Below are 13,096 nucleotides of genomic sequence, written 5' to 3'. Positions count from 1 at the left end.
AACCAATAGAAGCAGGCCCCGTTGAAGGGTCACACCGACGATTGCGATGCGGCCGACCGACGACGGTCGCATCCATCGTTCGACGAAACCGAATTCGAGGATGACCATGAACAAGACTTACGCAGCGTTCACCGCCGCCGTCGCCGTGATCTCGGCCCCCGCTGCCGCGCAGACGATGCAGGGCGATTTCCGCATGGCGGCGATGCAGGCGAACGCCTTCGAGATCCAGTCGAGCCAGATCGCCCTCGACAAGAGCCGCAACCCGGCCGTCCTGCGCTTCGCCCGCGATGCCGTGCGCGACCACCGCGCCGCCAACGTCGCTCTCGCGGGCGGTGAGCGTAACGTGATGGCTTCCAACGGCGGTCCCATCGGCGGTCTGATCGAGGCCCCGTTGGCGGTGGCCGGTGGCGCCGTCGGTGCCGCGACCGGTGCAGCGGCGGGCGTCGTCGGCGGTACGCTCAGCGGTGGTCCGGTCGGCGCTGTCGAAGGTCTCGGTAACGGAGCGGCGCGCGGCGCCTCCACCGGCAGCCGGATGATGACCCGTGACGTCGATACCACTGCCGGCACCACCATGGTTCCCCTGAACCCGCAGCAGCAGCAGATGCTGGCCGAACTCGCCGCCGCCCCTTCGGGCCAGCGTTTCGACCGACTCTACGGCAGCATGCAGGTCCAGTCGCACGAGATGACGATCGGGATGTACCGGTCCTATGCCGCCACCGGCACCAACCCCGCGCTTCGCGCCCACGCCGAGCAGGCTCTGCCGGTGCTCGAGGGGCATTACCGGATGGCCCAGGCTCTTCCCGGCGCTCGCTGAACGGCGCGTAGCGACGACCGACAGCGACCATATGGAATGGCGGGCCGATGGCCCGCCATTTTCGTTTGCGCGGTCGGCAGCTGGGCTCAAGGCTCCACGCAGTTGATCAGCGAGGTCGGCGACACCTTCTGCCCATTCTGGTCGATCGCCGGAGCGAAATCGCCCGTGGTCGGATCGCGGACCAGGAGTTCACCCTTGGCGATGCCGAAGTGAGCGCCGTGCAGCTGCAGTCGGCCATCCTCGACCCGCTCGCGCACGAAGGCGAAGGTCATCAGGTTCTCGAGGCTCTGGGCGACCATCGCGTACTCGAGGCGGGTCATGTAGTCGGGCCCGCTCTGGGTCTCCGCCTTCTCGGCGGCCGGACCGACGAGGGAGACCCACTTGCCGATAAAGTTGCCCTCCGACAGGGGCTTCGGCTGCGTCGCATAGGCCTTGATGCCGCCGCAGGTGGCATGCCCGAGCACGACGATATGCTTGACCTCCAGCGCCTGCACCGCGAACTCGATGGCCGCCGACGTTCCGTGATACTGGCCCCCGGCCTCGAACGGCGGCACGATGTTGGCGACGTTGCGCACGATGAAGAGTTCGCCCGGCCCCGTGTCGAAGATCACCTCGGGCGAGACGCGGCTGTCGCAACAGCCGATGAGCAGCACCTCGGGACTCTGGCCCTCGGCCACGGTGGCGTAACGGCTGACCTCCTTGGGCAGGCGATCGTCGAGAAAATGGCGGTAGCCGGAGGTCAGGGCTTCGGGAAACATACGGACATCTCCAAGGTGTGGACGGGCGGGGATAAACGTGGGACGGGTAGGGCGACCGTCAAGAGTCGTGCCACGACAGGGTGACGGGGGAGCCCGGCACATCGCCGTCGAGGATACGCCGCGCGAGCGCGGCCAGGCCACGAGGTTCGATCCGTTCGGAGGTGGCGTCGAGGTCGCTCAAGCTCCACCAGCGCACGCCGCGGACGGGATTGTCCTCGGTCTCGGCGAGTCGTGCCGTGTCGATCCGATCGTCGGGCAGGCGCACGACGAAGTAGCGTTCGTGCGCGATGCGCGAGGTCCGGAAGAGATGGAACGGTCCGTCGCAGGTCGCCACGCACGGACCGAGATCGACATCGGGCCGCCCGATTTCCTCTGCGAGTTCGCGGCGACAGGCCTGTTCGGGCGTCTCGCCAAGCTCGATCCCGCCGCCGGGCATGAACCAGAACCCGCGACGCTCCGGGTCCACCGGATCGAACGGCCGGACCGCCTCGTACTCGATGAGCAGAAGACGCTCGCGGGGATCGAAGACCAGGGCACGGGCGATCTGGCGATGCGGAGGCTCGGTCATGCCCACGCTTTAGCAAGGGCCTCCGCTTTGGCAAGCGCGGGTGCTCGACCCGGTTGCCTTCCCCGAGCGGGCACCGGTCAGCGGCAGGGGAGCGCCAGGGCCGTCGCGGCGACCAGCTCGGCGGTGTCGCGCACCCTGTCCGGCTCGGACGGATCGTCGGCGACCGCGGCCGCCTCGCGGTTGAGCTGATCGTTGCAGGCGCAGGTGGCGATCTGCCCGCGGGGCGGCGAGCAAGCGTCGTGGTGCATGCAAGCCGTATCGAGGGCGTCGACAGGCGGACGCGGCGCCCTGTTGCCGGGACCGCAGTAGTTGCCGTGGATGAGCACGGCCTTGCGGGAGGAATCGATCACGAGCCCGTCCTGCGCTCCGGCGGAAAGGCACGAGAGCAGCAGGGCGAACGGTACGAAGGCGGTAGAGCGTATCACTGTCGATCCTCGTCGATCGGCGTCCCCTTACGCCACAACATGGCGAACGGCGTCCGATCGGCAAGAGGCGGGCCCGCCGGGGGGACCCGGCGGAGGATCGGTCGCCGGCAAAGGAGCTGCGCGCAATGCGACCGGTCGTGTTAACCTTTTATTAACTCGCCGATTGCCGAGGAACCGCCGCCATGAGACCGTTCGTTAACGGCAGATTAACGAGACGGGCAGGGTCATGCGGGTCGCGAGTTCCACTCTACAGAACACCCCGTCGCGCTTCGTCAAGGCTGCCCGTGCCCTGTGCGGCATCGGCCTGCCGATCCTCGCCGGCCTGATCGCCGGCTCGGCTGCGGAGGCCCAGACGTTCGCCTCGCTGCCGACCGCATCCAGCGCCATCGTCGCCGGAGCCGACGCCCGCCCCATCGCGGCCTGGACGGAGTTCTGCCAGAGCTATGCCGCCGAATGCGCAGTTTCGCCCGCCGAGGCGGCCGTCATCACACTCAGCCCCGCGGTCTGGAACACCATCGTTTCCGTCAACCGCAAGGTGAACAAGTCCCTGCGGGCGATCACCGACCTCGACCATTGGGGTTCGGCCGACCGTTGGGACCTCGCCGAGGATGGCGCCGGCGATTGCGAGGACTTCCAGCTCGTCAAGCGTAGGATGCTGGCCGAGGCCGGCCTTTCGCGCCGCGCGATGCGGATGACGGTCGTGATCGACGAGAAGGGCGAGGGACACGCCGTCCTGACCCTGATCACCGACCGGGGCGACATCATCCTCGACAACAAGACCAGCAGCGTCCTGCCCTGGCGCCAGACCGGCTATACCTTCATCAAGCGCGAGAGCCAGGCCGGCATCGGCTGGGTTTCCCTCGGCCGCGCAGCCTCGCCGGTGACCACGGCCAACCGCTGAGGCAGAGCGGTCATCGCCCCACGACTCTACGACGGAGGCCCGCGGCGAACCGACGTTCCGCCGGCGGAACGTGGACCGGGAGGACGCCGAACCTTCGAGGAGCGTCCCACATCGGGACGAAGACACGTCCTTAACGGTAAGGAAATATTAGGCGTCGCAAGGGCATCGTCGGCCTGTGACGGAGGGCTCGAGCCCATGACGGACCGGACCTGGACGATGCGAAACGCGACCCTGCGCGGCATGATCCTGGCGGTCGTTCTGGCGGGATCGGCGATCCCCGCGAGCGCCGGCGACGTGGCGACCCTCCATGCCACATGGCGCGGCTGCCTCGAGCGCAGCTTTAGCCTGCAGGCCGTTCTGACGAGCCGGACGCTGGCGGCCGACACCGCCGTGCGGACCTGCCGCGAGAGCGAGACCGCCTACCTGGCGGCCCTGTCGACATCCCCCCTCGTGGACGACGACGACGTGGCGCGGGTTCGGCCCGCCCTCCTCCAGCGCGCCCGTGGCTGGCTTCTCGGCGTGCAGACCACCCAGCCGCTCTGATCCCAGCCGGCGGGACCGCCACACGGGGCGGGCCCGCATCGGGACTTCAAGCGGCGCTGGCGACGGTCCGCCAAGGGGGCTTGCGTTCGAGCAGAGCCGCGATGGCACCCGGCGCCATCGCCTTGCCGTAGAGATAGCCCTGGCCCTCGCGGCAGCCCATACGGCGCAGGATCTCCTGCTGCTCGAAGGTCTCGATGCCTTCGGCGATGACGTCGAGGCCGAAGCTGTGGGCCATGCCGAGGATCGCGCGCACGATCTCGGCGTCGTGCACGTCGGTGAGGATGTCGCGCACGAAGCTGCGGTCGATCTTGAGGCGGTTCAGCGGAAACCGCTTGAGGGAGCTGAGCGAGGCGTAGCCGGTGCCGAAATCGTCGAAGGCGATGGCGACGCCCAGGCGATGCAACTCCCGGATGGGATCGAGGACGGTGCTGTCGGCCTGGAGGGCGATGCGCTCGGTCACCTCGATCTCGAGGGCGTCGGCCGGCAGGCCGTGCTGGGCGAGCCCGCTCATCACCTCGCGGGCGAGCGAGCCCTCCTGAAGGTGCGATCCGAACAGGTTCACCGCCACACGGATCGGCGGCAGGCCGGCGGCGCGCCAGGCCGCCGACTGGCGGCACGCCTCCGCGACGATCCAGCGGCCGAGGGTGGCGGCCAGGGGATGGGCTTCCAGAGTCTCGATGAAGGCGCCGGGCAGCAGCAGGCCCCGCTGGGGATGCTGCCAGCGCAGCAGCGCCTCGACGCCGATCATGCGTCCGTTCACCAGGCAGACCTGCGGCTGGTAATGCAGGACGAATTCCGACGCTTCGAGGCCGCGCGTGACCTCGTCGTGCAGGGCGCGCCGGGCGACGATGGCGCTGCGCAGGGTGGGATCGAACAGGCGCATGCAGTGCCGGCCGTCGCGCTTGGCCCGGTAGAGGGCGAGGTCCGCATCCGCCACCAGCTCGTCGCCGGTGATCTCCGGGCCGGTGCCGATCGCCACGCCGATGCTGATGCTCACATGGAAGGTGTGGCCGCTGATCTCGAACGGTGCCTGGAAGGTATCGAGGATCGTGGCGGCGCAGGTTCCGGCCGCCAGCGGATCGCCGGACCCGGGAAACAGGAGGGCGAAGGTATCGCCCGCGAACCGGGCCACCGTCACCGTTCCGCCGACGCAGGTCGGCAGCCGGATCGCAACCGCCTGGAGCAAAGCGTCGCCGATGGCATGGCCGAGGCTGTCGTTCACCTCCTTGAAGCCGTCGAGGTCGAGCAGCATGACCGTGGCGTGGCGCCCCCCCGCCAGAACGGTCTGAAGGTCCTCGTCGAACGAGGCCCGGTTGATGAGGCCGGTGAGCTTGTCGTGGTGGGCCATCTGGACGAGCTTGGCGTCCCGCGCCCGCCATTCGCTGATGTCGCGCATGATCGCGCCGATGCCGATGCCGACCCGGTCCTCCCAGATCGACATCGAGAATTCCATCGGGAAGACGCTGCCGTCGCGGCGCTGGCCGGGGAGCTCGATGGTGCGACCGGCGAGCTTGGTGGGACAGCCCGAGGCGATGCGGGCGAGGCCGACCTTGTGCGCCTTCCGGAACGGCTCGGGGATGATGATCTCGATGTCCTGCCCGATCATCTCGCCGGGCTCGTAGCCGAACAGCGCCTCGCCGGCCGGGTTGACGAAGGTGATCGTGCCGCTCTCGTCGATGGCGATGAACGAGTATTCGGACGCCTTGGCGAACCCGGCCGAGGCGGCGTTGAGGACGTCGGACCGGCGCAGGTCGAGGTGCGCCATCGCCAGGGCCGCGAAACTCGCCAGCATCTGCCGGGCTTCGACCGAGAAGGTGGCGTTGGCCTCGGTATCCCCGATGCACAGCGCCCCCAGCCGATCGCCGGCTGCGGTGACGAGGGCGGCACCGGCGAAGAACCGTAGGTTCTCCGGCCAATCGGCCGACGATCCTGCGGACAGACGCGGATCGCAGGTGACGTCGGGAACGACGAAGACCTCGTCGGCGGCCATCGCTGCGGCGCACGGCGCGCCGTGGCGTGGAACCTGGGTCGTCGTGGTCCCGACACAGGCATGGCGGCGGCAGGTATCGTGGTCCAGCAGCGCGACCCATGCCATCGGAACCCCGAGGCTCGCGGCGGCGAGGGCGGTCAGGCGGCCCAACTCGGGCGTCGCCACGGTGTCGATGACGCGGTAGGAGCGCAGTGCGGTAAGGCGACGGGCCTCGATGGCCGCGGCCGATCCTGATAACGAGGGAGTCATTTGATGGGCACCGTCAGGACGCGGTAAGCCAGCAAATGATAGCCCAAAAAGCTAACATCCTCTAAGCGTGATCGGACAACGTAGCCGTTTTCGTCCGATCGGGTTGACAATCGTTTCTGTGTTCGCTCCGGCAGCGGCGCCCCGATAAGCTCACGCGAACGTCTTCCGCGGATCGAAAGCGTCGCGCACCGCCTCACCGGCGAAGATGAGCAGACTCAGCATCACCGCGACGACGATGAAACCGGTAAGCCCGAGCCACGGCGCCTGGATGTTGTCCTTGCCCTGCGCCAGCAGCTCTCCGAGCGAAGCCGAGCCGGGGGGCAGGCCGAAGCCGAGGAAGTCGAGGGAGGTCAGCGTCGAGATCGATCCGTTGAGGATGAACGGCAGGAAGGTCAGCGTCGCGACCATGGCGTTGGGCAGGAGGTGGCGGCTCATGATGCGGACGTTCGACAGGCCGAGGGCACGGGCGGCGCGGACGTACTCGAAGTTGCGCGCGCGCAGGAACTCGGCCCGCACGACGCCCACCAGCGCGACCCAGGAGAACAGGAGCAGGATGCCGAGGAGAACGAAGAAGCCCGGCGCGATGAAGGCCGAGATGATGATGATGAGATAGAGCGTCGGGATCGCGCTCCAGACCTCGATGAACCGCTGCAGCGCGAGGTCGACCCACCCCCCGAAGTAGCCCTGCACCGCCCCGGCGATCACGCCGATCACCGAGGAGATCGCGGCCAGGATGAGCCCGAACAGAACCGAGATGCGAAAGCCGTAGATGATCCGCGCGAGGACATCGCGGGCGGTGTTGTCGGTGCCGAGCCAATTCCACTCGATGTCGCGGCAACCGGTGCCGCCGGTCCGCTCGGCCACCGGCCGGCACTGGTCCTCGGTGAGCATCCAGGTCGGGGGCGACGGCGAGGGGGTGGGCAGGCCGTTGATGATGGTGTCGTAGGAATAGGGGATGGGCGGCCAGATCGCCCAGCCGTTGTCGGCGATCTCCTTGCGGGTCTCGGCCGAGCGATAGTCGGGCCGGGCATAGAAGCCGCCGAACTTCTCGTCGGGATAGTCGACGAGAACCGGGAACATGATCTCGCCCTTGTAGGACACGACGATCGGCTTGTCGTTGGCGATGAACTCGGCGAACAGGCTGAGCCCGAACAGGACGAGGAAGACCACGAACGACCAGAACCCGAGCCGGTTGCCACGAAAATTCGCGAGCCGGCGGCGATTCAAGGGCGAGAGGCCACCCTTCACCGGCGGAGCGACGGGCAGGGTGGCGGGCGGGTGGGCGATCTCGTTCACGACCACCGCCCTACCAGCGTCGGGCTCAGCCGTCGATGCGGTATGCCGTGCCCTCGATCACGCTCGGCCGGATCTTGCCGCTGCGCTCGAGGTGGCGGCGCAGGAGGCGAACGTTGCGCAGGTTCGCCTTGAAGGCGGCGTCGAAGATGTCGCCGGCCAACGGAACGATGCCCACGGCGCCGTCGAAGGCGACGTTCATCGCCATGCGGGCCAGAAGCCAGCGCGGCGCGCCGAGCCGCCGGGCCTCGTAGACGACATAGGACGACAGGCACACGCCGGCGAGATCGCCCAGGCCTGGCACCAAGCCGAGCACCGCGTCGACGCCGACCCGTCGGTTGATGCCGGGGATGACGAACGCCGCGTCCATGACGTGGGCGAACTGTTCCAAGCGCAGCATCGCCGCTTCCGCGGCCGCGCGCCGGTCGGCCTCCCCGGTGCGTGCGGCACCGGCGAAACGATCCGCGGCAGTCGGATCGAGAGTCTCGATGATCGCCATGGCTGGGCTCCGGACGTGACGATCGCGCTAAGCGCGTACCGGGCAGATGTGGCCCACGCCCCAAGGCTCCGCAAGGGATCTCGGCAAGGGATCGCGACGCGACGAGGCGTCCGGCCGATCCGATGGCCGTATCGGCAAGCCCGCGCGGCGCCCGAGAGAAGCCCGTTTCCGCATCACGCAGCGGTCGACCGGAACTGGCATGATCGGGCGCGCGATGGTCGGGACCGCGGACGGGCGGCATCGTCGGCGCAGGATCGACGGCGGTCGCAACACAAAAGGGCCGCCTCCCGCGATCCGAGAGAGACGGCCCTGGCTTCACCGGGGTGAGAGGGTGCCGGGCGGTTCCGTCGCCGCCCGGCGTCCCGCTCGCCTTTAGTGGGTTTTGACGTCGTAGCGGTCGAGCATCATCACCTTGTTCCACACCTTCACGAAGTCCTTGGCGAAGCGCGCCTCGCCACCCTTGCTGGCATAGACTTCGGCGACGGAGCGGAGCTGAGAGTTCGACCCGAACACCAGGTCGCAACGGGTCGCGGTGAACCTGGCCTCGCCGCTGGCGCGATCGGCCAGGGTGAAGGTCATGCCGGTCTCGTCGTCCTTACGCCAGTCGAGGTCGACGCTCGTAAGGTTGACGAAGAAGTCGTTCGACAGCACGCCGACCCGATCCGTGAACTGGCCGTGCTTCGACCCGTCGTGATTGGCACCCAACGCACGCAGGCCGCCGACCAGTGCGACCCATTCGGGGGCCGTGAGCGTGAGCAGGTAGGCCTTGTCGAGGAAGAGCTCCTCGGGCGAGACCCGCCCTGCCGTGATCGCCGCGAAGTCGTCGGCCACGAAGTTGCGGAAGCCGTCGACCACGGGCTTCAGCCACTCGAACATCTCGATGTCGGTCCGATCCTGGGTCGTGTCGACCCGGCCGGGCGTGAACGGCACGGTCGCCGCATGGCCGCCGTCGGCCAGCGCCTTTTCCACCGCCGCGCATCCGCCGAGAACGATGAGGTCGGCCAGCGACACCCGCTTGCCGGCCGACTTCCCGTTGAACGCCTCGGCGACCTGCCTGAGTGCGGCCACCACCGGTACCGTCCGCTGGTTGATCGGCCAGTCCTTCTGCGGAGCCAGGGCGAGTCGGCCGCCGTTGGCGCCACCGCGCTTGTCGCTGTCGCGGTAGGTCGCGGCTGCAGAGAAGGCGGTGAACGAGAGGTCCGACACCGACAGGCCGGTGGCCAGGATGTCCCGCTTGAGGGCGGCGATATCGGCCTCGTCGATGAGCGCGAAGTCACGCGGCGGGATCGGATCCTGCCACAGCAGGTCGTCCTCGATCTTCACCTCCGGACCGAGGTAGCGCTCCTTGGGTCCCATGTCGCGATGGGTCAGCTTGTACCACGCCTTCGAGAAGGCGAGCGTGAACGCGTCGAAATCGTTCAGGAACTTCTCGCAGATCTTGCGGTACTCGGGGTCGACCTTCAACGCGATGTCGGTGGTCATCATCATCAGGCCGTGCATCTGGCCCGGGATGTGAGCGTCGGGGGTCTTGGGCGCGTCCGGATCGGCCGGCGTCCACTGCGACGCGCCGGCCGGGCTCTTAGTCTGCACCCATTCGAACTTGAAGAGGTTCTCGAGGTAGGCGTTGTCCCACTTCGTCGGGTCGGGCGTCCAGCTGCCTTCGATGCCGTTGGTCATCGTGTTCGGCCCGGCACCGGTGCCCTTCGGGTTATGCCAGCCGAGCCCCATCGCCTCGATCGGCGCGATCTCGGGCGGCGGCCCGATCTGATCGGCCGGAACCATCCCGTGGCTCTTGCCGAAGGCGTGGCCGCCGGCGATCAGGGCCACGGTCTCCTCGTCGTTCATCGCCATGCGGGTGAAGGTGGTGCGGATGTCGCGCGCCGCACCCATCGGGTCGCCGTTGGAGTACGGGCCTTCCGGGTTCACGTAGATGAGCGCCTGGTGCGAGGCGGCCAGCGGGTTCTCGAGATCGTAGTCGGCGTCGCCGTTCTGGCCGCGCCAGCGTTTGTCGCGGGTCACCATGCTGTCGAACGAGGTGACGTTCGACGGGTCCCAGACCTCGGGACCCCAGTAGGTCGCGTTGTCGGCCTCCCACGCGTCCTGACGTCCGCCGGCGAAGCCGTAGGTCGGGAAGCCCATGATCTCCAGGGCGCAGTTGCCGGTCAGGATCATCAGGTCGCCCCACGACAGGGCGTCGCCGTACTTCTGCTTGATCGGCCAGATCAGGCGACGGGACTTGTCGATGTTGCCGTTGTCCCACCAGCTGTTGATCGGTGCGAAGCGCTGGAGCGCCTCTCCGGCACCGCCGCGACCGTCGGAGATCCGGTAGCTGCCGGCCGAATGCCAGGCCATGCGGATCATCTGAGGGCCGTAGTTGCCGTAGTCGGACGGCCACCACGCCACCGACGTCGTGAGGAAGGACTTGATGTCCTGTTTCACCGCGTCGAGATCGAGCGTCTCGAACGCGGCCTTGTAGTCGAAGTCCTCGCCCAGCGGATTGGCCTGCGGACCGTTCTGGTGGAGAAGCTCGACCTTCAGGCGATTGGGGTACCAGTCCGACAGCGACGGCGTGGTGCCGACAGCGCCACCGATCCGGTCACCGCCGAACGGGCACTTGCCCTCCATGACGAACGTACTGGTATCGAGTGCGATATTCTTGATCTCGTTCACGTAAAATCCCTTTTATAGCGCGATGTCGTCCCGATGCTCGGCTCGTGTCGCACCTCGGCGAGCCGACGATACTTGTCTCCGACCGGCCCTGTTGCCCGCCCTGCAAGCGGATGGATGCCGGTCGGATGGAACGGCGACATGCCGGGCGCACGCGTCGCCGTCCTTTCAAGCAGGGGTCCGTCGCGAAAGGTGCGTTCCTCGGGACCCAGACCTGGAATCGTTCCGAGGGGCTTATGCTCGCTCTGGTGTCGTTTGGCCAATGCATCGTTACGAAATGTGTGATAGGCTCTGTCTATGAACATCTCGGGCCTGTCCCTGCGTGACCTCGAATACGTGGTGGCCCTGGCCGAGGAGCATCACTTCGGCCGGGCCGCGGAGCGCTGCAACGTCAGCCAGCCGACCCTGAGCGTGCAGGTGCGCAAGCTCGAGGAGGGCCTGGGCCTCACCCTGTTCGAGCGCGGCAACCGCCGGGTGATGACGACGCTGGCCGGCCAGGGCATCGTGCGCCAAGCGCGCACCGTGCTGGCCGAGGCGCAGCGCCTGCTCGTCCTGGCGAGCGAGGGGCGCGGCGCCCCCCTCGTCGGCCGCCTCGTGCTGGCGGCGATCCAGACGCTGGGGCCCTACCTCTTTCCCCTGGTCCTGCGCAGCCTCCGGCAGGATTTCCCGCTGCTGTCGCTGGCCCTCAGCGAGGCGCGCACCGCCGAGATCCTGGAGGGACTGCGTGACGGCCGGATCGACGCGGCGCTGGTCTCGCTGCCGCTGCCGACGTCGGGACTCACGGTCTCGCCGCTGTTCATCGAGCCGTTCCTGCTCGCCTGCCCGGCCGACCACCCGCTGGCCCGCGGCGGCGCCCTGCGCGCCATCGATGTCGCCGGCCCCGACCTCCTGCTCCTCGACGAGGGCAATTGCCTGCGGGACCAGGCTGTGGCCGCCTGCGGCGCCGGCAATGCCGCCGGGCGCCATGCCACCAGCCTCGAGACCCTGCGCTCGATGGTGGCGGCCGGGGCCGGCTACACCCTGCTGCCGGCCCTGGCGGCCCCGTCCGGTCCCGACCCGAGCGGGCTCACGGTGACGCGGGGGTTCGACGTCGACGGCCCGGGCCGCACCATCGCCCTGGCCTGGCGGTCGAGCGACCCGCGCGCGGCCGGCCTGTCGCACCTGGCGGCGTTCTTCCGGGCGCATGCGCCCGCGGGCACCACCGCCTGCCGCGACGACGCGGTGCCGCGGACGAAGCCGGCGCGCCGTGACAGCGTGGCCGATCCGGTGTAGCGCCGCGCCGACCGGGGCGAGCCGCCCTCGTCCCTCGTGATCGGCGCGCCGGTGCCCCAGGCCACATCTCCCCTCACCGCGGTCTCACTCTGGGCCGGCCTCCTCGTCGTGTCGGGGACGTTGGCCTACGGCCTGACCCTCGCGCATTTTCCGGCGGCCCTGCTGCTCGGGCCGATGCTGGCGGCGATCGCCTTCGGGGTCTCGGGCGCGTCCATCCGCATGCCCAAGCCCGGCTTCCTGACGGCCCAAGCCCTCGTCGGCTGCCTCGTGGCGAAATCGGTGACGGCAGATATCGTCGGCACCATCCTCGGGGACGGAGTGCTGATCCTCGCCGTCGTCCTGGTGACGGTGGTGGCCGGCGCCATCGTCGGGGTGGTGCTGACTCGTCTGAAGGTCCTGCCGGGCGCGACCGCGGCCTGGGGCTCGTCGCCGGGCGGAGCCGCGGCCATGGTGGCGATGTCGGAGGACTACGGGTCCGATCCGCGCCTCGTCGCCTTCATGCAATACGTGCGCGTCGCCCTCGTGGTGGTCTCGGCCTCGGTGGTGGCGCGGCTGCTGACGGACGTCGCCGCGCCCGGTGGCGCGGGGGACGTCATGCCCGAGGATCCCCGCCTTCTCGCGGTGCTCGCGACCCTGGCCGTCGCCGCGACGGGGGCGGGGCTCGCCCTCGCGCTGGGGCTCCCCGGCGGGGCGCTGATCGGCCCGATGATCCTCGGGGCCGTCCTGCACGCCACGGGCGTGGCCAGCATGTCCCTGCCGGCCACGCTCCTCGACGCCGCCTATGCCACGATCGGCTGGTACGTGGGCCTGCGCTTCACGCGCGAGACGGTGCGCGAGTCGCTGTCGGCCCTGCCCGGCATCCTCGTGGCGACGACCGGGCTGATCCTGCTGTGCGGCGGCTGGGCCTACGGGATCACCTTCCTCCTGCCGATCGATTTCCTCACCGCCTACCTCGCCACCTCCCCGGGCGGGCTCGACTCCGTGGCCATCATCGCGGTGGGCTCGAAGGTGGACGTCTCCTTCGTCCTGGCCGTCCAGACCCTGCGGCTGTTCGTGGTGCTGATCACCGGGCCGATCCTCGCCCGTTGGATCGGCGGCAACGCCGAGGAGACCTGAG

At 68.8% G+C, this 13,096-nt stretch carries 12 protein-coding genes; 5 read left to right on the top strand and 7 right to left on the bottom strand.

Features of this window, described 5'->3' with window-relative positions; all coding sequences use genetic code 11:
- Positions 1–106: 106 nt before the first annotated feature.
- A complete protein-coding gene (locus ASG59_RS18925) occupies positions 107–814 on the top strand; it encodes a DUF4142 domain-containing protein (RefSeq protein ID WP_056411041.1) in 708 nt (235 codons plus the stop codon).
- 86 nt (positions 815–900) lie between these two features.
- Here ASG59_RS18925 and ASG59_RS18920 read toward each other — a convergent pair whose 3' ends face one another.
- The 3 genes from ASG59_RS18920 to ASG59_RS18910 form a co-directional block, all read right to left on the bottom strand.
- Positions 901–1,572, bottom strand: coding sequence for a carbonic anhydrase (locus ASG59_RS18920; protein ID WP_055889828.1), 672 nt, complete (start codon positions 1,570–1,572; stop codon positions 901–903).
- A 58-nt stretch (positions 1,573–1,630) separates the two neighbouring features.
- Positions 1,631–2,140 (bottom strand): NUDIX domain-containing protein, encoded by a 510-nt coding sequence (locus ASG59_RS18915; protein WP_056410847.1) that lies wholly within the window; start codon positions 2,138–2,140, stop codon positions 1,631–1,633.
- Positions 2,141–2,217: 77 nt separating this feature from the next.
- Positions 2,218–2,565, bottom strand: coding sequence for a hypothetical protein (locus ASG59_RS18910; RefSeq protein ID WP_244472468.1), 348 nt, complete (start codon positions 2,563–2,565; stop codon positions 2,218–2,220).
- 226 nt (positions 2,566–2,791) lie between these two features.
- Here ASG59_RS18910 and ASG59_RS18905 point away from each other — a divergent pair, with 226 nt between their 5' ends.
- Positions 2,792–3,466, top strand: coding sequence for a transglutaminase-like cysteine peptidase (locus tag ASG59_RS18905; protein WP_056410844.1), 675 nt, complete (start codon positions 2,792–2,794; stop codon positions 3,464–3,466).
- Positions 3,467–3,661: 195 nt separating this feature from the next.
- On the top strand, positions 3,662–4,009 hold the full coding sequence (locus ASG59_RS18900) for a hypothetical protein (RefSeq protein WP_244475765.1): 348 nt from the start codon (positions 3,662–3,664) through the stop codon (positions 4,007–4,009).
- 46 nt (positions 4,010–4,055) lie between these two features.
- Here ASG59_RS18900 and ASG59_RS18895 read toward each other — a convergent pair whose 3' ends face one another.
- From ASG59_RS18895 to katG, 4 genes are all read right to left on the bottom strand, one after another.
- Positions 4,056–6,248, bottom strand: coding sequence for an EAL domain-containing protein (locus ASG59_RS18895; RefSeq protein ID WP_082528855.1), 2,193 nt, complete (start codon positions 6,246–6,248; stop codon positions 4,056–4,058).
- Positions 6,249–6,398: 150 nt separating this feature from the next.
- Positions 6,399–7,544 (bottom strand): ABC transporter permease, encoded by a 1,146-nt coding sequence (locus ASG59_RS18890; protein WP_056411031.1) that lies wholly within the window; start codon positions 7,542–7,544, stop codon positions 6,399–6,401.
- A 25-nt stretch (positions 7,545–7,569) separates the two neighbouring features.
- On the bottom strand, positions 7,570–8,031 hold the full coding sequence (locus tag ASG59_RS18885) for a DUF4112 domain-containing protein (protein WP_244472473.1): 462 nt from the start codon (positions 8,029–8,031) through the stop codon (positions 7,570–7,572).
- Positions 8,032–8,412: 381 nt separating this feature from the next.
- Complete coding sequence (katG, locus tag ASG59_RS18880; protein WP_156399305.1) at positions 8,413–10,665, bottom strand: catalase/peroxidase HPI; 2,253 nt, start codon at positions 10,663–10,665, stop codon at positions 8,413–8,415.
- A 339-nt stretch (positions 10,666–11,004) separates the two neighbouring features.
- Between katG and ASG59_RS18875 the strand changes: the two genes are divergently transcribed.
- Together ASG59_RS18875 and ASG59_RS18870 are read left to right on the top strand one after the other, a co-directional pair.
- Positions 11,005–11,979, top strand: coding sequence for a LysR substrate-binding domain-containing protein (locus ASG59_RS18875; RefSeq protein ID WP_055889839.1), 975 nt, complete (start codon positions 11,005–11,007; stop codon positions 11,977–11,979).
- Between the two features lie 51 nt (positions 11,980–12,030).
- Positions 12,031–13,095, top strand: coding sequence for an AbrB family transcriptional regulator (locus ASG59_RS18870; RefSeq protein ID WP_056411028.1), 1,065 nt, complete (start codon positions 12,031–12,033; stop codon positions 13,093–13,095).
- The last annotated feature ends 1 nt before the right edge of the window (position 13,096 follow it).

Source organism: Methylobacterium sp. Leaf466 (assembly GCF_001425565.1).
In the GTDB taxonomy this organism is placed as follows: domain Bacteria; phylum Pseudomonadota; class Alphaproteobacteria; order Rhizobiales; family Beijerinckiaceae; genus Methylobacterium.
The sequence above is the reverse complement of the archived record's forward strand: the minus strand, read 5'-3'. Positions and strand labels throughout refer to the sequence as shown.

What these genes read in the sequence shown, in the direction of transcription:
- ASG59_RS18920 (WP_055889828.1), bottom strand. Translation starts at nt 1,572, where the DNA reads ATGTTTCCCGAAGCCCTGACCTCCGGCTACCGCCATTTTCTCGACGAT.
- ASG59_RS18925 (WP_056411041.1), top strand. Translation starts at nt 107, where the DNA reads ATGAACAAGACTTACGCAGCGTTCACCGCCGCCGTCGCCGTGATCTCG.
- ASG59_RS18900 (WP_244475765.1), top strand. Translation starts at nt 3,662, where the DNA reads ATGACGGACCGGACCTGGACGATGCGAAACGCGACCCTGCGCGGCATG.
- ASG59_RS18875 (WP_055889839.1), top strand. Translation starts at nt 11,005, where the DNA reads ATGAACATCTCGGGCCTGTCCCTGCGTGACCTCGAATACGTGGTGGCC.
- ASG59_RS18905 (WP_056410844.1), top strand. Translation starts at nt 2,792, where the DNA reads ATGCGGGTCGCGAGTTCCACTCTACAGAACACCCCGTCGCGCTTCGTC.
- katG (WP_156399305.1), bottom strand. Translation starts at nt 10,665, where the DNA reads ATGGAGGGCAAGTGCCCGTTCGGCGGTGACCGGATCGGTGGCGCTGTC.
- ASG59_RS18915 (WP_056410847.1), bottom strand. Translation starts at nt 2,140, where the DNA reads ATGACCGAGCCTCCGCATCGCCAGATCGCCCGTGCCCTGGTCTTCGAT.
- ASG59_RS18895 (WP_082528855.1), bottom strand. Translation starts at nt 6,248, where the DNA reads ATGACTCCCTCGTTATCAGGATCGGCCGCGGCCATCGAGGCCCGTCGC.